The following is an 18,312-nucleotide window of genomic DNA, read 5'->3' on the forward strand; positions in this document are numbered from 1 at the left end:
TTTAATAATCTCCTCCTGCTTTGAAATAACCTTATAGCTTCGCCATGTAGCTTAGAGTTCTTATCAGCTGGCTTACATAGCTCATCTCATTGTCATACCATGCAACTACTCTAACTTCGTAGATATGCGTTCCGCACTTTTGAGCTAGAGTCTGAGTTGCATCAAACAATGAGCCATAGCTCATCCCGATAACGTCTGTCGATACTATTTCATCATCGTTGTAACCAAACGATGCATCCTGCGCAGCTTTCATTGCTGCATTGATTCCCTCTACTGACACCGAATCAGTCTCGTCCTTGAGGGTAGCATCTAGGATAGTAATGGATCCAGTAGCTACTGGAACTCTCTGCGCAGATCCAATTAGCTTTCCTGCAAGCTCTGGAATTACATTTCCAATCGCTTGCGCCGCCCCTGTGGTAGTAGGAACGATATTGATTGCCGCTGCTCTCGACCTCCTGAATTTAGACCCCTTATCCGGTGCATCGAGTATCTTCTGATTGCCAGTATAAGCATGGATGGTCGTCATAAATCCTGTGCGCAATTCTCTATAATCAGCGAGCGCCTTTGCCATTGGAGCGAGGCAGTTCGTCGTACAAGACGCCCCTGACACTATTCTATCTTCAGAAGTCAGAGTCTCGTGATTAACGCCATATACGATGGTCTTTAGATCATTTCCAGCAGGTGCTGAAATCAGGACCTTCTTGGCACCTGCATCCAGATGTGCCTGCGACTTCTCCTTAGACGTATAGAAGCCTGTGCATTCAAGCACGACATCTATTTCTAATTCTCCCCAAGGTAGATTCCTAGCATCTGACTCCTTGTAAATAGTAATTTTCTTACCGTCGACTGTGATTGAATCTTCGTCATTTTCCACAGTATGTCCCAGATAAGTTCCCTGTACACTATCGTATTTTAGCAGGTATGCCAGCATATCGGGAGATGTTAGGTCGTTGATTGCAACAACTTCGAATTCTTCCATCTCCATGACACGTCTGAATGCTAGTCTACCTATACGACCAAATCCATTGATAGCTAATCTAATCATATATCCCCCCTTATTACGTATTTAGTTGTAATTCATCTATTCAAATGGGAATTTGAAATCCATGCCGAGCGAGTCACGCACCTCGATAAACTCACGCTGTACATCCTCTCCCATTGGAACGCCTTTGTCTTTGCGGAATTCTTTTATATCCCACTCCTTCTCTCCAGCAGTGTATATTCTGTCATGACCAGGCGCTTTCTGAGACGCTCTAAGAGCTCTAAGTATATCGCCCGCAGTCTTCTCGCACACCTCTCTGCCAATCATCGCTTCAGGATCAATTACGATGAAGAAATGTCCGAGGTGATAAGGTCTTAGTTCTCCGTTCTCGCCTATACACGTCAAGTTCTTGAGGAACATACCTCCAGAAAGAGCTGCCGATAGCAGTTCAACGGCTGTCGCATAACTGTAACCTTTATATCCGCCAAGCTCCTCTCCTATTCCGCCGAGTGGAGCTAGCGCAGCTTCCCTATTATTCAGTGCTTTCAAGATGTAAGATGTATCAGTCAGCGCTGAACCGTCTCTTCCGATAACCATTCCTGCCGGAGTATCCTTGCCGATGCGCTCGTAAAACTCTAGCTTTCCTCTCTGTGTTATAGATGTCGCACAGTCAATTAAGAATGGATATCCTTCATCCGTAGGAATTCCAATCGTAAGCGGATTTGTTCCAAGCATATTTTCCACCCCGAATGTCGGTGCGATTGACGGTCTTGCATTAGTTCCTGTGATCCCTATCATGCCTTCATCAGTCGCCATAGAAGTCCAGTATCCCGCGATACCGTAGTGCGATGAGTTACGAACGGCAACGCAGGCAGTTCCGTACTTCTTCGCCTTCTCGATAGCCATATCCATAGCCATCTTACTAGCAACCATTCCCATGCCATCGTTAGCATCGAGCACTGCGGTCGTAGGAGATTCCCTGATAATATCCACCTCTGTAACTGGATTAAGGATACCTTTGTTGATGCGGTCAACGTAAATAGGCTTGAATCTATTTACTCCATGACTTTCGATACCTCTCCTATCGCTCTCCATTAGAACTTCAGCACAGATCTCGGCATCAGCCTCAGGAACTCCGAGTTCTGTGAATGCCTTTACCATAAAATCCTGCACAACATCCCAAGCTATATACGGACGAGTTTCTTTATCCATTAAGCACCTCCACAATGAATAAAATATACTGCAATATATTGTGAATCAGTCGATAATCATATGATAACGTCTGATTTCATTCTTTATAATTTCATTCTTTATAAATTAACACAAACCAGCTGAGTTGATACGAAAATTACGTTCTATCCCAACCTTTGTAGTCTCCACGCGTTGTCACCGTCCTGTACCCGATCTCCGCTAATCTCTCATCGAGCAACTGACGGCCTTCTGCTGCTTTGTCCTTGACCCCCACCTTGCCCTCATACAGAAGGTATTTACTCCTGGCATTATCCGGTGAAAGACTCGGCATTATAACATTCGCACCCGCAAGCACGCCCTTTTCACGACCCGTTTTGTCGATTGTACCAAGCGCTGTTGTCGCCGGCAGTAACGCTTTAGGGAACATTATCCTCAGCATACTAAGGCAATAAAGCGTCAGTTCAAGTGTTCCGTCAGCTTCGTTCCTAAACGGTGTATCCTTATGGTGTATAAATGGTCCGATTCCTATCATATGAGGATTCAGCTTCTTTAAATACTCAAAGTCGCTTGCCATCGTATCATAGGTCTGACCCGGTGAACCAACCATGAAGCCAGCTCCGATTTGAAACCCAATATCCTTCAGTACTTCGAGACATCTCATGCGATTCTCTAGCGAAAGTGACTCTGGATGAAGGCGCCTATAATGATCAATATCAGCAGTTTCATGCCTCAGCAGATATCTATCTGCACCGGCCGCAAAATATCGCTCGTAGCTCTCGCGTCCCTTTTCTCCAATCGAAAGAGTTAACGCACAGTCGGGATAGTGCGACTTAATCGAAGAGATAATTTCACACATCATATCATCCGTAAAATATGGATCCTCTCCACCTTGTAGCACGAATGTTCTAAGCCCTATCTGATATCCTATCTCACAGCAGCTTAGGATTTCTTCAAGACTAAGCCTATATCTCTCAACGTTATCATTACTCCGTCTAATACCGCAGTAATAGCAGTCATTTTTGCACGTGTTGGAATACTCTATGAGTCCTCGCAAAAATATATCGTGACCATAGTTACTAACTGCGATGCCCTGTGCTGTACTGCGTAGATACTCACGAACCTCATCATCTCTATCTGCAAGTAGCTCCACATATTCGTTATGTTCCAAAAGCCCGTCTTCAACAAGCTTGCGTGCTAGTCGCATAACTTCAGTCATTTTTCTAATCCCCCTACTAGATATTTTAACACAATGAAATATTATAACAACAAAAGAAAATGCGTGATTCTTTGAACGTTTGTACAAACAATTGTTGACACATATATTGCGTTAGGCTAAAATCAAATTAAATTGTATGCAACAAGATATATATTTAGAGAATTGCATACAGTATCTGCACAACTGGGAGGAAAACTGATGGACAAGTACGATAGCCTAAAGCTAGAAAATCAACTATGCTTTCCGCTGTACGCATGCTCTAAGGAGATAACTCGCAGATATAAGCCATTTCTGAGCAAGCTGGATCTCACATATACACAGTACATCACTATGATGGTACTATGGGAGACTCGCGAGCTGAGTGTTAAGGAACTCGGAGATAAACTTTTCCTTGATTCCGGCACTCTAACTCCACTTCTCAAGAAGCTTGAATCTAAGGGTTATCTAACTAGAAATCGTTCGGTAAAGGATGAACGCAATCTAATCATCAAGATTACGGACAAGGGTATGGCTCTCCGTGAGGAAGCGCTTGCCGTACCACAGGAGATTCGTTCATGTATTAGTCTTACTGACGACGAAGCTGCAGCACTGTTCAAACTACTTCATAATTTCATGAATACAATCGAGCAGTAAGAGCGAGTTCAGGCGCTTACATTGAACAACATCAAAGAAATAGGCAGGAGCGAATGCTCCTGCCTATTTTCATAATCAGCTAATTTTCGAGTATACATCTATAATCGTGATGCCTTGACTTTGGTCCACTTAATCTAATATCAATTAATATAATTTTGCTACTTTATGTCAGCATTTTTTGCCGCAACAAGGCCTTTTCTATACAGCGACTTAAGCATATCCACATCTCTAGTCAGAGTCTTGAGTTTCCCAATGCTCTCAGGTGCAATGATTTTTGCGACGCCTTCTTCCTCAAGCTTTTTGATAGCATCTAGCTGAGCATTGTAGGTTTCAGCTCTATGCTCGAGAAGCTCCGCCGCCTTAGGATATTGCCTGGCAAGTATCTGTGCCATCCGCTTGTCATTAGTATCCACTCGATATCCATCCTTAGGTCTAGTGAGTATTATCACAAGCTCATCGCATCCATCGTCTAATGCCTTCTGGTAAGGAATAGGGTCCGCAAGCCCTCCATCAAAATATTCAACTCCATCTATTTCATACGGTTTATTGACAACAGGCACCGAGCTAGAAGCATTTATCGGATCATAGTTATTCAAACTCAGATCATCTTTCGTAAAGTACTTAGTCTTACCTGTGTTTGCTTCTGCAGCCACTAATGTAAAGTCTGCAGGATTAGCCTTCAGCTTCTCGTAGTCAAGCGGATACTCACCGCTACTGTTTGAAAGTTCATCCGAAACGTAATCGAGATCCACATATGAACCCGTCTTGAAGAAATTATCAAAGCTCATATATTGCTTACGCATCGAATACTCCGTATAAAACTCATAATTCCTATGCTGCTGCCCAGCAAGGAAGGAAGATATATTCGCACAGCCTGCCGATACACCATAGCACTTATCAAAAGTTATTCCGTGCTCTAAAAAATAATCGAACACTCCTGCTCCAAATATATCGCGTGTACCGCCACCAACATCTATAACGCCTCTCATGTCTTACCCCCTTTTTTATAAAAAGTTCTCTATTTTACATATTTATCAGTTTCGATCTGAAGGTCATCCCTAATTTTAAGTTCCCAACCTTCGATATCGACTACAGTTACATTGCAGTTTCCGACGTGTTCCGTCCATAAATCGCTGAATTCCATGCCTCTCATATATAGGAGCATCATGTGAATTGCCGTTCCGTGAGATACCGCCAGTATATTTCCTTCATCGTTCTCATCTCGCACCCTCTCAAGGAACCTCTTTACCCTGAATTTAAGAGTCTCTAGTGACTCGCCACCTTCTGGGGGCATGTAATTGCCTGGAGACAAAAATATATTGTTCTTACTACCCTGAAGTTCTTCATACTTTCGTCCTTCATTTATCCCGAAGTCGATTTCCGTAAGATCATCGTCTATTATAAACTTGTCTCTTGTCTCCGAGGTAGCGATTTCTGCTGTTTTGATTGCTCTCTCTAGAGGGCTACAATAAATCTTGTCGAACTTAATGCCACGTTCGCGTAGCAGCTCTCCAACCTTCTCTGACTGAGCAATCCCAACATCGTTCAATTCTGTTTGCATGTGACCTTGAAAGCGCTTCTCGCTATTTAGGTCGGTCTGCCCATGCCTAAGAATATATAGCCTCATAACGAATTAACCTTTCTATTTTAATTTATTAGTAATATGCAGCCTAATTGCTTCTTTATGTATATCGTCTCGACGCATTTACCCTGATGGACAAGCTATAATTATTTCTTTCTATGAAAATAATCTTTTACACCATCTACTATATGTTCAATCTCATCAAGTCCTGGGAATAAATGCTTATCATGAATCTTATCTCGGAGTTTGTCCTTATCTTCTCCCTCTCGGCGAATCTTCATGATTCTCTCCCAGATTTCAGGATAATCAGTCTTCAGGATTTCTCTGTGCCTAGCTCTCTCTTCTGCAAAAGCATTATATGCATCAGGGAATCTACTTCTAAACTGTTCTTCACGGACAATTCTCGTCCTGATGATTTCATCGAGTTCCTCGGAATTTCTATCGTTAATCTGCATGTCGAGCTTTGCGTGATATAGCAGAATCTTTTCTCGTACTCGTTGAAATTTTTCGAGATCTATCTTGCCGAGTTCGAGAAGATGTGCAAGTTGGAATTCTAGGAAATCTAGGAACTTCTCCTCGTCAATCTCACTCCAGTTACTGCCAAGCGCATTTCGCTCAGCCTCGCGAATCATATCCTCATCTACTCTTTCAAGACTAATAAGTTTATCTGCGAGCGAATTAGCAACCTCTTCCATCCTAGCTTCTGCTTGATCACCATATGCCCATTCAAACTCAGCAATCTGAGAGCTTCCAGCCGAGCCATTGATGGATATATAGCAGACATCGCCCTCGCAATCACCTAGTTCATATGGCTTATTTATACCCACCGACTTTAGTGCCTGATAAATGTGTGGGACTATAGCGTAGTCTTTGAACATCTGCTCCGCTCCGAAAGCACGCAGTTGATCATTTAAATTTCCAGAGTGCTCGGTAAGAAAGAGCTTTATGCCACGCTCTTTATATTTTGTATATAAAATCATCAACCGCTCTACAGCTGTGACATCGATGCTCGTGATGCCACTTGCATCAATAATTACGGCCTTCATGTCGTCGGTTACCAAATCATCAATCTCGTCCTTGATCGTATTCGCATTGGCAAAGAACAACGCTCCTCCGAATCTGTATATAAGCACCCCTTTAATCTCACGAGTACCCGTAGTCCTGTCGACAGGATAGAACTGATCTTTCTCAGGAATATACCCGAGTCTACTTCTAGGGGGATTGGATGCTCTGATGATTACTGTCACAAAGGAGAGGATAATTCCTATAAGCACGCCATATATCGTTCCAAAAATTAAGACTGTGAACATCACCACATAGAATATCTTCCATTCAGTTCTGTCAACCTTGCGCAGCTTAGCGGCGAGATCAAATTCAGTGCTGCTGATGAGTGCAGAAATCACTATTGCAGTCAGAACCGGTACTGGAAGCATGTGTATAAAACCTGTACCAAAGATCAGAATTATCATCATCGTAGCTGCCGCAGATATCGACATCACCTGTGACTTCACGCCGAACTGATCAGCTATGTTGCTCCTCGAAACACTTCCATTTACAGGGCAGCAGCCAACGAGACCACCTGCTAGATTACTCATCGCGTAGGCGAGAATCTCCCTGTTATTATCGATTTTATCATCATACTTAAGTGCGAAGTTATTGGTTGCAAGAAGAGTCTCAGCGATGATTACGATTGCTATGATAAGCGTTTGAAGCATCATAGTTCTAACATTCCCATGAACCAGCGAAATGTCAGGGATAGCCAGAGGCGGCAGCCCTGCCTTCACCTCCGGAAGCATTTTAACTCCGTACTGTCCAAGGTCCATAGCATAGTTCAGCCCCGCCCCAGCGAACATCATAACTGCACTCATTGGTACAGCTGGGATAAATTTCTTAGATCCCAAGATTATGATGATCGTACCGAGCCCAAGCACAAGTGACGGAATATGGACTCCTACACTTGCTGTTTTATAGATATGAATTAAGAGCTCGTGGAGTTCTCCACGCCCTGCATCCCCGCCATATAGTTTAGGAATTTGCATCAATATAATCGTGCAGCAGATACCCGTTATGAAGCCTCCCATTACTGGCGATGAGATGAATTTGACCAGCCTACCGAGTCCAACTAAGCGTGCTATCAGTATCCAGGCAGCAGTAAATAGTGTTATTACAGGTATTATCCTCACCGCATCTTGCGATTGATATGCAATGCCCATCGAATATAGCATGCCTCCAACAAGTGCAGCTGGGGCAGCATCAACCCCGAAAACGAATCTCGGTGAACTCGTTATCAATCCGTACACCAATATAGGGAGCAGTGATCCATATAGACCATAAATTGGCGGAAGCCCTGCAACTAATGCATACCCGATGGAAATCGGAATGGACACTAGCGCAACGATGATTCCGGCAGGAATATCTTTTTTTAAAAAATGCAAATCATACCCTTTTAGCGACATCTATCTCCCCTATTACGTACGTCACTTTGTAGCAAAACGCACACCCTCATCATAAACTTTAGTGTGTATTATACATCAGTTGCGTGTTAAAATTATGATATGAATAGAAATAGATTAGGATTATCGGGTATAGAGGTTTCAGCTGTAGGTATGGGAACGCTTACGATGGGTTTCTCGCAAAAGAATCTTTCCACCGACGAAGGTGCTCGCATCATCGTGCATGCGGTAAAGAGCGGTATTAACTTTCTTGATACTGCGCAGTATTATGACACCTATAGATATCTTAGACCTGCGCTAGATACAATTAAATCAGATGAAAACTTAGATATGCCGGTTGTCTGTAGCAAGACTCTCGAATCTGACTACGAGAGTGCATCAGCTGCAGTCGATGAATGCCTTTCTGAACTTAATCTCGAGAAGATAGATATTTTTCTACTTCACGAAGTTCGAGGAGTTGTCGACCTTCATGAGAGAAGCGAGGCTTGGAGGGCGCTTAGGGACAAAAAAGCCTCCGGCTTAATTAGGGCAATCGGAATATCGACGCATCATGTTGATGCATGCCGTGCAGCGGCGAACTTAGACTCGTGTGATGTGATATTCCCACTGATAAACAAAGCTGGCATGGGAATCAGAGACGGAGAGGGCCCTGGTACACGAGATGATATGGCTGAAGCGATAAAGCTCTGTTCAAATCATGGCGTTGGAGTATTCACCATGAAGGCTTTCGGCGGAGGAAATATCATTGAGGATTATGTAGAATGTCTTGATTACGTAACTTCACTCGAGGGTGTGGATGCTGTGATGATTGGCATGGGAAGTCTGGATGAAGTCGACACTGCAGTTAGTTACTTTGAAGGAAATCTCGGCAGCGATTACAGACCCGATATCAGCAAGAAACGCATGATGGTCGACCAGAGTGACTGCGAAGGCTGTGGAGCATGTAAGGCCCGCTGCGTCAGTCAAGCTATATCCTGGAATGATAGTGGCCTAGCAGAAATCAGCGTTGAAAAGTGCGTGCGATGTGGCTACTGCGCACCCGTTTGCCCTGTCAGAGCTATTGTTTTTTTATAGTATTTAAGAAATATATTGATTATCCGTCTTGTACTAATTGTGCAAAATTGATATTATGTTCTTATGTATGGACTTGAAAGGAGAACTTTATGGAATACCTAAGATATTATGATGAGATCGTTTCTCGCCGCCAGTCGTGCCGCGATTTCGCAGATACAGTAGTTGATGCTGCTTCAGTTGAGGAAATTAAAGCTTATAACGAAGTAGTGCCAAAGCTACTTCCTGAGATTTCTACCGAGCTTCATTTCTTCGGTGGCGATGTGGCGGATTTCCTTGGAAGCAGCGTAGGATATAACGGCTTTACTGTAAAGGCACCTAACTACTTAGCGCTTTACTCAGAGGAAGCACCTCATTATCTAGAGAATGCAGGATTTATCGCACAGGGTCTAACACTTAAGCTCACACAGCTTGGATTCGATGCTTGCTGGCTAACTGTAAACGATGCAGAAGCAGCTAAGGGCGCACTCGGCATTGATACTGATAAAACTCTTGCAGTATTTATCGCATTTGGACACGGAAACAAGGCTAAAAAGGACGTTCGTCTCGATATCAAGAGCCCATCCAACGTTACGATGGTTTCTTGCGAGAAGAAGGTTGCACCTAAGATTAGCATGCAGGACCTTCTATCTTACAAGGTATATGGAGAGCCAGTTAACATGGAGCTTCTGTACACTGAGCTTGAAGATGCACTTTTATCAATCGCTGTTGCACAGTCATTCTTCAATCGTCAGCCATACAGAGTAATCGTTGATGATGATATCGTATCGCTAATTGGTCTAGACGACGAGCTCACAACTACTGAAGACCAGCTTCTCAACTACGGAATTGCAATGTTCAATTTCTATGCAGTTCTTGATTCAACTAGAGCTGGTGTAAAGATGTGGAGTTTCGACGAGGCAGGTAGAGATCTAAAGCTTCCTGAAAACGCTCATTACATCGCTAAGATTAGAATTTAATCTAGATCAATTGACCGCTAATATATGAACAAGACCTAGGATTTGGAATCACATAGTTCCAGTTCCTAGGTCTTTTATTTTGAATTATTTTCCTAAACGAGTGTTATATCGCCTTTCCATCGAGCAAAGCTTCTATCAGTTCGTCGCTCTCGTCATATACGAGCTTAAGCGAAAAGAAATCATCTCGCTCACTTAGAAGTCTAAGAAATATCTTATCTCCTTCCCACAGCTCGAGGTCTAGCAACTTATCCTTTGGCACCCACTCGAGGACGCCTTCATCACACGGCACTTCCTCTCCTACAAATCCAGTCGCCGTAAAGAGATGCATGTACTCGACCATCTCTTTTTCACCGCTTCCGTAGATAAAGGTAACTATGCCTCGAAACTTGTAGTCTGTAAGCGTGTACCCCGTCTCTTCACGTACTTCACGAAGTAGACAGTCATCGGGACTCTCTCTATCTTCGAAATGACCTCCGACACCAATCCATTTATTATGGTTTATATCATTTGCCTTGATGATGCGATGTAGCATAAGATACTTATCATCATTTTCAATATAACACAGCGTGCTAAGTCTAGCTTTGTTCATTAAGATGCCTCCACTTCGTCAAATTGTGAGTTATACAGATCAGCATATGCTCCGCCTTCTAAGAGAAGTTCATCATGCGTTCCTTGCTCTATTATATCACCGTGGTCCATCACGAGTATGAGGTCAGCATTTCTGATGGTCGATAATCGGTGTGCTATGACAAAAGTTGTACGTCCCTTCATAAGCTGATCCATGGCTTCCTGAATCCTAACCTCTGTTCTTGTATCAACCGAAGATGTGGCCTCATCAAGAATCAGAAGCTTACGGTCTGCAAGAATCGCTCTCGCGATGGTTAGAAGCTGCTTCTGTCCTTCTGATATGTTGGTTGCATCTTCGTTTAAAACCATATTGTATCCGCCAGGGAGAGTCTTGATGAATCGATCTGCCCTTGCCGCCTTAGCAGCAGCTATAACCTCTTCATCGCTCGCATCCTGATTCCCATATCTGATATTCTCCATAATAGTATCTGAGTACAGCCAAGTGTCCTGAAGAACCATAGCGATATTATTCCTCAGACCATGACGGCTCATCGTACGAATATCATTACCGTCAATTTTTATCGACCCACCATTTACATCGTAGAAGCGCATCAATAGCTTCACTATTGTGGTTTTACCCGCACCTGTCGGTCCGACGATAGCGATTTTCTGTCCCGGTTTAACACTAGCACTAAAGTCGTTTATGATAATCTGGTCTGAATCATAACCAAATTTCACATGCTCGAATTCGACAACCCCTTCTACATTGAGGGTACTAATGGCATCATCAGGATCCCTAGGTTCCTCTTCCTCTGCTAAAAATTCAAATACGCGCTCTCCTGCCGCTCCCATCGACTGTACCTGATTCATAACCTGAGCAACCTGTGAAAGTGGCTGCGTAAGATTACGAACATATTGTATAAACGCCTGTATATCTCCGATTCCAATCACATTCTTGATTGCCAGTATGGCTCCTGAAATAGCTACCCCCGCATATCCGAGATTTCCGACAAACATCATAACAGGCTGCATTATGCCCGATATGAACTGAGACTTCCAGGCTGACTCGTAGAGAATCTCATTTGTATCATTAAATGTCTTCTCCACTGATTTCTCTCTGTTAAAAGCTTTTATCACGAGCTGCCCTGCAAAACTTTCTTCTATCTGTCCGTTTATATTGCCGAGGTACTCCTGCTGCATTTTGAAGTGTTTCTGCGACGCCTTGATTATTAAACCGAGCAGAAAAATAGACACTGGAATCGTAACAAATGATATCAATGTCATAAGTGGCGATATGGTCAGCATCATTACTAGCACCCCTATAACAGTTGCCACGGATGTAATAATCGTGGTTACACTCTGGTTTAGCCCCGTCCCCAAGGTGTCTACATCGTTCGTAATCCTCGACAGCACATCACCGTACTGGTGACTCTCAAAATACTTCATCGGCATGCGGTTAATCTTTTCAGATATATCTCGCCGTAAGTTATATACGATTTTCTGAGTGATCCCGGTCATTATCCACCCCTGCACAAAGGTCAGCACCGCACTAAGTGCGTATAAGGAAGCAGTTAAGACCAAGATCTTACCAATCGTAGTAAAATCAATGTTGCCTGTCCCTTTGATTTTATACATCAGACCTTCTGCAAGTACTGTGGTCGCCCGTCCCATCACCTTAGGTCCGATTACCTGAAACACTGTACCTGAAATTGCAAACAATATAACTACTACGAATGCATATTTATAATTTCCACTATAACTAACTATCTGCTTCATAGACTTGCTGAAATTCTTTGGTTTCTCAGAAGGTGCTCCTACTCCTGGACCATGACCTCGCTTAACTGGAGCTGGTTTCTTATTCGTATTTCCTGCCATTATTCCACCTCCAATTCGCTCTTTGAAAGCTGCGATTCAGCTATTTGTCTATAGGTTTCGCAAGTCCGAAGTAAATCTCTATGCCTACCCTTTCCAACGATTTCTCCTTCATCGAGAACGATAATCTGTTCAGCATCTATAATCGTGCCAACTCGCTGTGCGACTATGATTTTAGTCGCTTCCTTCTCATGCTTTGCAAGCACTCTTCTGAGCTTCGCATCCGTCTTCATATCGAGTGCTGAAAAACTATCATCAAACACTAGAATCTTGGGCTTCTTGGCAATCGCTCTTGCGATGGAAAGTCTCTGCTTCTGTCCGCCAGATACATTTGATCCACCCTGTGCAATTGAGCTTTCAAATTCATCTTCCTTTTCCTCGATGAACTCGAGAGCCTGTGCTATCTCCGCAGCTTCACGGACCTCCTCTGGTGTAGCAGCTTCGTTTCCAAATCTAATATTTGAATCGATAGTGCCCGAGAACAGAATACCTTTTTGAGGCACTAGCCCGATTTGATCTCTGAGCGACTTCATGCTGATGTCACGTATATCCCTACCATCTAGTCTAATGCATCCAGCGGTTACGTCAAAGAATCTCGGTATCAGATTAACTATCGTGCTCTTGCCTGAACCTGTGCTTCCGATTATCGCAGTGGTTTCACCTGGATTTGCCGTGAAGCTTATACCTGATAGAGCATCCTCATCAGAGCCTTCATATCTAAATGAAACGTTATCAAATTCCAATCGGCCTGAACATTCATTAATAACAATTGCATCAAAACTATCGACCACCGATGATTCAGACATAATCACTTCATCTATCCTATTAGCTGCAACCCCAGCTCTCGGAATTAGTATAGACATAACAGTTAGAATCATAAATGACATTACTATCATCATAGAATATGTGAGAAATGCAGTCATTGATCCAACCTGCATATTACCCGCGTTAATTCGGTGCGAAGCAACCCATACAATTGCCACGCCAAGCAAATTCATCAGCATCATTAGCATCGGTGGCATGAAGGTCATAATCCTATTGGTAAATAACTGAGTCTTCATAAGATCAAGGCTCGCCTTATCGAAGCGTTTTTCCGCCGATCGCTCCCTTCCGAAGGCACGAATTACCGGGATGCCGGTGAGTATCGAGCGTGAAACACTATTTAGAGCATCCACCAGCTCCTGCATGATGCGAAATTTTGGCAAGGCAATAATCATAAGTATTAATACTATAACAACTACAGTAGCTACACCGAGCGCAATCACGTAGCTCATATGTGCCCCCGTCTCAATCACCTTGATGATTCCCCAGATTGCTAAAATAGGCGCGTAAAGCACCATACGAAGCATGATTGTCGTTGTCATCTGCACCTGCTGAATATCATTGGTAGCTCTCGTAATCAAAGAAGATGTCTGAAATCTATCCATCTCAGCGCTTGAGAAGCTCATGACTTTTTCAAAGACCTCTCTTCTGAGAGTCATGCCTATCTTAGCTCCGACCTTCGAAGCTATATAGGACGCTAAAATGGCAGCTGAAATCATCAAAAATGTGACGAGCATCATCTTAAAAGCAGTGTGACGCAGATATGTCTTTTGTACGCCATCTATATCTACTCCGGCTTCCTGAGATGCGCTAGTTGCATAAGCTATACCCATAGACCTAAGCGTCTTATCGCCAACGGACGATATAGTCTTATCCATATCACTCCTTGATTTATTAATCTCCGATTCATCCATCTCTCCGCTAGCAATATGCGACTGAATCAGGGGACGCATGTCAACGTAAGTATGCACTTTACCGCTCTGGTCCTTTGCTTTAAACGACTTGATATCCACCTTCATCATATTAGCAATTTCAGAAATAGACATGTCATCTATGCGCATAGCCATCGCCTTAGTTTCTGGTCTAGCACTTAGCTGCTCCTTTACAGTATTCTTAAACTGCTTAACAGTCATATGACCGAGCTGATAACTAAGAACTATCGGTTTAAGCAATGTTCTATCAAGCTTATTTAGTTTCTTTTCATCCTTAACCACGAGAGTGTAATTCTCGCCATCCTTCTTGTACGAGGACGACCAAAGCGCCTTCTCGCCATCATTCATGAAAATCTGCGCTTCCCTATACTCGTCTCCCTTAATCTTGCTCGGCATTATGTGCTCAACACCTTTGTTCTGAATACCAGTGTCGATAATCTTCTGCATATAGCTTGGAATCGAAATGTCTCCAAATGCCTGAACCACAAGTACTACGAGAAGCGTCAGAACAGCCATTTTGTATGGCTTTAAATTCCTAATTAATTTTATCATCTGTTACTTCTCATCTCCCTACTGATGTATATCCTTGATCTTATCTTCGCTCACAGCCCTACCATCTTGCATGCTTTCGCTACCAATTAGTTCCTTCTGTAATTCTTCTTGGGCAATCTCAGATAGCTCTCCGATAAGCTCTATAACCTCGGCTACTCTATCTTCCCCAAATCTCTCGAAGACGGTTTCGAAATATTTATTTATTCTTTTTTTATATTCTCTTATCTTGCTATACCCATCTTCAGTTAGAAACACCAAGGTATTACGCCTATCACTCTTGTCGATTCTCCGCTCTATGATGCCTTTTTCTTCCAGACCTGCTAATGCCCTGGATACACCTGGCATCGTCATGCGTACCGCTTTGGCTAAATCAGAGACCTTAACCCCCTTCATCTCAGGCAGCTTTATATCGAGATCATCGCTAAACTCACCACATTTTCCAGCTTCACATCTACATAAAGCGAACACGAGCATGTGCTCGCTCGGGTTAAGCTCTGGGACTAGACTCCAAAACTTAATCTTATGGAAGTTATGCATCTGAAGCAAAAATTTAGATTGATATTCTTTCACTTAAAACTCCTTTTCAGCAAAAAACGTTTATTAACGGAATTGCACTATACGTTACTAACCTCAAAATTAATCAAATGTTCTTTAAAGCAAATCAATTAACATTGTTAACTATTCTTAATGTTAATGATTATATTCTTATCCATCGTGCTAGTCAACATTTTCCCATTAATCCGATCTTCTTATTTTCTTATTCCCCGTACATTACAACGGTTACACGTATTTTAATGCATTGATAATCTCTATTTAGAATAATTCTGTATTGATTATCTGTATACATATTTTAAGACTTTACATAAAGAAATATAATTATCAATTGGAATTCATATAAAAGGAGGCTATTTTGCTACTTAACATATCTGGTTTGTTTATAGGATTGCTGTTCGGCTTTCTACTTAAGCGCGGACGATTCTGTCCTACTGGAACGATACGAGATATCTATCTTGAGAAGAAATACTATAATGCAGTCCTCATCTTGGCGATAATCGCAACTGAAGGACTCTTTTATCACATAATGGTTGGAAGCACTGTAATTCCATCACCATACTTCGGTTGCTATTCAATGGTTGCAGTTCCTATAGGTGGATTCATCTTCGGAATCGGAGCGGTGCTCACCAATGGCTGCGTTACGAGCACTCTCGTCAAGGTCGGAGACGGGCGAATCATCGGAATATTATCGCTTATAGTTTTTGCAACGACTGAATACTTTACAAACAAGTGGATTTTTAAGCCATTTACGCAAAAGGTTATGGGACTACAGGAGGTATACGACATCGATTTGTTTGATATGCCTTTCTCCCCGATACTAATATTTGCGCCATTGGCTGTGCTGCTATACATCATCATGTTTCGTCATTACCGAGCGCACAGACCCAAATACAAGTTGCCGCAAAGCTACACAGGGATGCGCCACGTCTTCTGCGAAAAGATTTGGAGTCGCGAGGTAACTGTCATACTAATCGGCGTGCTGATGGCTGCTGCATTCTACTTCAGCAACCTCACCGGCAGAAATGGTGGAATCTCAATTTCAGACCCGGTATTATCGTGGTTCAACATGATAACAGGCACTCACTCAGAACCTATCGGATGAGTTGTCTATAACAAAACCGACGGTGTCGGTTGGGATAATTTGGTGATCGTAGGAATAATCATAGGTTCATTCTTCACAGCTTTCACTAGTAAAGAATTTTCGATAGTCAAGACGGATAAGAGAATCGTAATAAAAACTGTAATTGGAAGCATGCTCATGGGAATAGGTGCTGTATGGGCAAAGGGCTGCCTTATCGGGAACGGGTTGGTCGCAACTTCACAGCTTGCGACAAGAGCCTGGCTAGCACTGCTATTCATCGCACTTGGAATCTGGTTTGGCGCATGGTTTATGTACGTACGTGGCTCCAAGAGTGCAAGAGGTTAATCGAGGCTATAAAGGATTATCGAGAGTATAGAATTTTATGAAACCAATAGGTATAAAACATTAATCTATCATCAGGAGGAACGACGATGGAAAATATTAAACTAGATACTAAGGGAATGGACTGCCCGCTGCCACTGATAGAGCTCAAGAAAGCTTTAGGTGATGCTGAAGATGGACAGATAATAGAGGTTGAGTTCACTTGCCCTGATGCAGTGGTAAATCTACCCGGTTACTGCGAAGAGCACAATCATGAAGTTCTAGACTTCGACAAGCAGGATAACAAATCGTGGAAGCTCACCGTCAAGAAGTAACATACGGGGAACTAGAAACGAAAGTAAAATTTAAAAAACTTGGGAATAGGGAAACAGGATTAATTTATCGATGAACAGAATAAAACAAATGAGTCTCATGCAAAAGGTGCTTGTGCTACTGCTTGTAATAGCTGTTGCTGCACTAATAGTTGCTGTGAGTTTAAACATGAGCGGAAGCTCAAAGTCCAGTAAGGATAAGAAAGCAAAAACAAAAAATAAAAAGCAAATAGAAGCCGCATCAGACAGCTGCAGCTCTGAATCCGGAGATTCTGCGGTGGCTTCATCCGAAACGAGCAAGGGAAGCGATGACAAGAAGGATAAGAAAGATGACAAGAGCAAGAAGGATGCTGCAAGCAACAAAAGTTCTTCCTCTTCATCAGGATCAAGCTCATCCTCATCTCATTCGTCTTCAAGCTCGAGTAGCTCTTCGGGGGCATCATCGCACTCTCAGCCGCAGCAACCTGCTGCCAAGAGAACGAGAACTGTGTACATAACTAGAGCAGGGCGCTACTACTCAACTGGTCAGATTGCAGCTGCAAGGCAGGCATGGTTATCTCAAGGCAACACATGAGATGGTCGTTACAACATCGTAGGTGTTGAACAGGAAGAATATTAGACAATAGTATTACTGCAATAGAACAGCGAGGGTATAACCCTCGCTGTTATTGTTTTATAAATATTGCCTGTACGGCAGAGACTTAGTTGCTCTCACCTTCTTGGAGGTCTTTGTACTCCTCCTCGACTATGACTTTACCCTTCCATACCTTGAGTCCATTAAACTCATATACGTTGGTATAACCCTGCTTCACAAGACGCTTTGCAACCCTCTTGCTCAGACCACCGTAATCGCAGTAAAGTAGGATTTTCTGGTTCTTATCAGGGAGTTCCTTTACTTCCCCCTTATCGAAGTCTTCGTACCATACAGGTATAGAATTCGGAATATGGCCCATTCCCCAAGCAACCTTGCCTCGTACGTCGATGATTTTAGCATCATCCTTTTCAGCATTTTCAACGAATTTAGCAGCCTCCTTACCAGAGATATGCGTGTATCCGTCCTTATTCTTCTTGTCATCTGCACCCTTCTTAGTGCAGCCGGCTAGTAGCGCTGTACTTATAGCCAGAATTATAATAATCGGTATTATCTTTCTCTTCATATTTTCACCTATTCCCAGTGACCTTCTGAAACAA

At 42.9% G+C, this 18,312-nt stretch carries 16 protein-coding genes and 1 pseudogene; 6 read left to right on the forward strand and 11 right to left on the reverse strand.

Translation table 11 applies throughout. The annotated features are described in order from the left end of the window. Window positions 1–31 precede the first annotated feature (31 nt). The 3 genes from gap to hydE form a co-directional block, all read right to left on the reverse strand. Window positions 32–1,045, reverse strand: coding sequence for a type I glyceraldehyde-3-phosphate dehydrogenase (gene gap / locus C5Q96_RS04085; protein ID WP_106057140.1), 1,014 nt, complete (start codon window positions 1,043–1,045; stop codon window positions 32–34). A 36-nt stretch (window positions 1,046–1,081) separates the two neighbouring features. Further along, window positions 1,082–2,194, reverse strand: a complete 1,113-nt coding sequence (locus C5Q96_RS04090) for an Ldh family oxidoreductase (RefSeq protein WP_106057141.1) — start codon at window positions 2,192–2,194, stop codon at window positions 1,082–1,084. Window positions 2,195–2,330: 136 nt separating this feature from the next. Further along, entirely contained in the window at window positions 2,331–3,389 is a 1,059-nt protein-coding gene (gene hydE, locus C5Q96_RS04095) for a [FeFe] hydrogenase H-cluster radical SAM maturase HydE (RefSeq protein ID WP_106057142.1), read from the reverse strand. Window positions 3,390–3,587: 198 nt separating this feature from the next. Here hydE and C5Q96_RS04100 point away from each other — a divergent pair, with 198 nt between their 5' ends. Further along, complete coding sequence (locus C5Q96_RS04100) at window positions 3,588–4,022, forward strand: MarR family winged helix-turn-helix transcriptional regulator (RefSeq protein ID WP_330403840.1); 435 nt, start codon at window positions 3,588–3,590, stop codon at window positions 4,020–4,022. Window positions 4,023–4,180: 158 nt separating this feature from the next. Here the strand turns inward: C5Q96_RS04100 and C5Q96_RS04105 are convergent, their stop codons facing one another. From C5Q96_RS04105 to C5Q96_RS04115, 3 genes are all read right to left on the reverse strand, one after another. Then, a complete protein-coding gene (locus C5Q96_RS04105; RefSeq protein WP_106057143.1) occupies window positions 4,181–5,011 on the reverse strand; it encodes a patatin-like phospholipase family protein in 831 nt (276 codons plus the stop codon). Window positions 5,012–5,040: 29 nt separating this feature from the next. Further along, window positions 5,041–5,649, reverse strand: coding sequence for a histidine phosphatase family protein (locus C5Q96_RS04110; RefSeq protein WP_106057144.1), 609 nt, complete (start codon window positions 5,647–5,649; stop codon window positions 5,041–5,043). A 101-nt stretch (window positions 5,650–5,750) separates the two neighbouring features. Beyond that, window positions 5,751–8,060, reverse strand: coding sequence for a SulP family inorganic anion transporter (locus C5Q96_RS04115; RefSeq protein WP_106057145.1), 2,310 nt, complete (start codon window positions 8,058–8,060; stop codon window positions 5,751–5,753). A 99-nt stretch (window positions 8,061–8,159) separates the two neighbouring features. Here C5Q96_RS04115 and C5Q96_RS04120 point away from each other — a divergent pair, with 99 nt between their 5' ends. Both C5Q96_RS04120 and C5Q96_RS04125 read left to right on the forward strand, forming a co-directional pair. Continuing rightward, window positions 8,160–9,131: an aldo/keto reductase gene (locus tag C5Q96_RS04120; RefSeq protein WP_106057146.1), complete on the forward strand. Its 972-nt coding sequence runs from the start codon at window positions 8,160–8,162 to the stop codon at window positions 9,129–9,131. A gap of 89 nt (window positions 9,132–9,220) precedes the next feature. Continuing rightward, window positions 9,221–10,087, forward strand: coding sequence for a nitroreductase family protein (locus tag C5Q96_RS04125; RefSeq protein ID WP_106057147.1), 867 nt, complete (start codon window positions 9,221–9,223; stop codon window positions 10,085–10,087). A gap of 103 nt (window positions 10,088–10,190) precedes the next feature. Here C5Q96_RS04125 and C5Q96_RS04130 read toward each other — a convergent pair whose 3' ends face one another. From C5Q96_RS04130 to C5Q96_RS04145, 4 genes are read right to left on the reverse strand one after another with little or no spacing between them, the layout of a single operon-like run. Then, entirely contained in the window at window positions 10,191–10,676 is a 486-nt protein-coding gene (locus tag C5Q96_RS04130; protein WP_106057148.1) for an NUDIX hydrolase, read from the reverse strand. Then, entirely contained in the window at window positions 10,676–12,529 is a 1,854-nt protein-coding gene (locus C5Q96_RS04135; protein ID WP_106057149.1) for an ABC transporter ATP-binding protein, read from the reverse strand. Before C5Q96_RS04135 ends, C5Q96_RS04130 begins: the two co-directional genes overlap by 1 nt. Then, window positions 12,529–14,832, reverse strand: a complete 2,304-nt coding sequence (locus tag C5Q96_RS04140; RefSeq protein WP_106057150.1) for an ABC transporter ATP-binding protein — start codon at window positions 14,830–14,832, stop codon at window positions 12,529–12,531. The genes C5Q96_RS04135 and C5Q96_RS04140 overlap by 1 nt, the downstream gene beginning before the upstream one ends. An 18-nt stretch (window positions 14,833–14,850) precedes the next feature. Further along, on the reverse strand, window positions 14,851–15,402 hold the full coding sequence (locus C5Q96_RS04145; protein WP_106057151.1) for a MarR family winged helix-turn-helix transcriptional regulator: 552 nt from the start codon (window positions 15,400–15,402) through the stop codon (window positions 14,851–14,853). Window positions 15,403–15,775: 373 nt separating this feature from the next. On the opposite strand from C5Q96_RS04145, the pseudogene C5Q96_RS04150 reads away from it, so the two are divergent. From C5Q96_RS04150 to C5Q96_RS04165, 3 genes and pseudogenes are all read left to right on the forward strand, one after another. Next, a pseudogene (locus tag C5Q96_RS04150) lies at window positions 15,776–16,813 on the forward strand (YeeE/YedE family protein). 86 nt (window positions 16,814–16,899) lie between these two features. Then, complete coding sequence (locus C5Q96_RS04160; RefSeq protein WP_106057154.1) at window positions 16,900–17,124, forward strand: sulfurtransferase TusA family protein; 225 nt, start codon at window positions 16,900–16,902, stop codon at window positions 17,122–17,124. A 70-nt stretch (window positions 17,125–17,194) separates the two neighbouring features. After that, the gene (locus C5Q96_RS04165; RefSeq protein ID WP_106057155.1) at window positions 17,195–17,695 is read left to right on the forward strand and encodes a hypothetical protein; all 501 of its coding nucleotides are present in this window, start codon (window positions 17,195–17,197) and stop codon (window positions 17,693–17,695) included. Between the two features lie 127 nt (window positions 17,696–17,822). Here the strand turns inward: C5Q96_RS04165 and C5Q96_RS04170 are convergent, their stop codons facing one another. Then, window positions 17,823–18,278: a rhodanese-like domain-containing protein gene (locus tag C5Q96_RS04170; RefSeq protein WP_106057156.1), complete on the reverse strand. Its 456-nt coding sequence runs from the start codon at window positions 18,276–18,278 to the stop codon at window positions 17,823–17,825. Window positions 18,279–18,312 lie beyond the last annotated feature (34 nt).

The sequence above is a fragment of the Mogibacterium diversum genome, from assembly GCF_002998925.1.
Classification (GTDB): domain Bacteria; phylum Bacillota; class Clostridia; order Peptostreptococcales; family Anaerovoracaceae; genus Mogibacterium; species Mogibacterium diversum.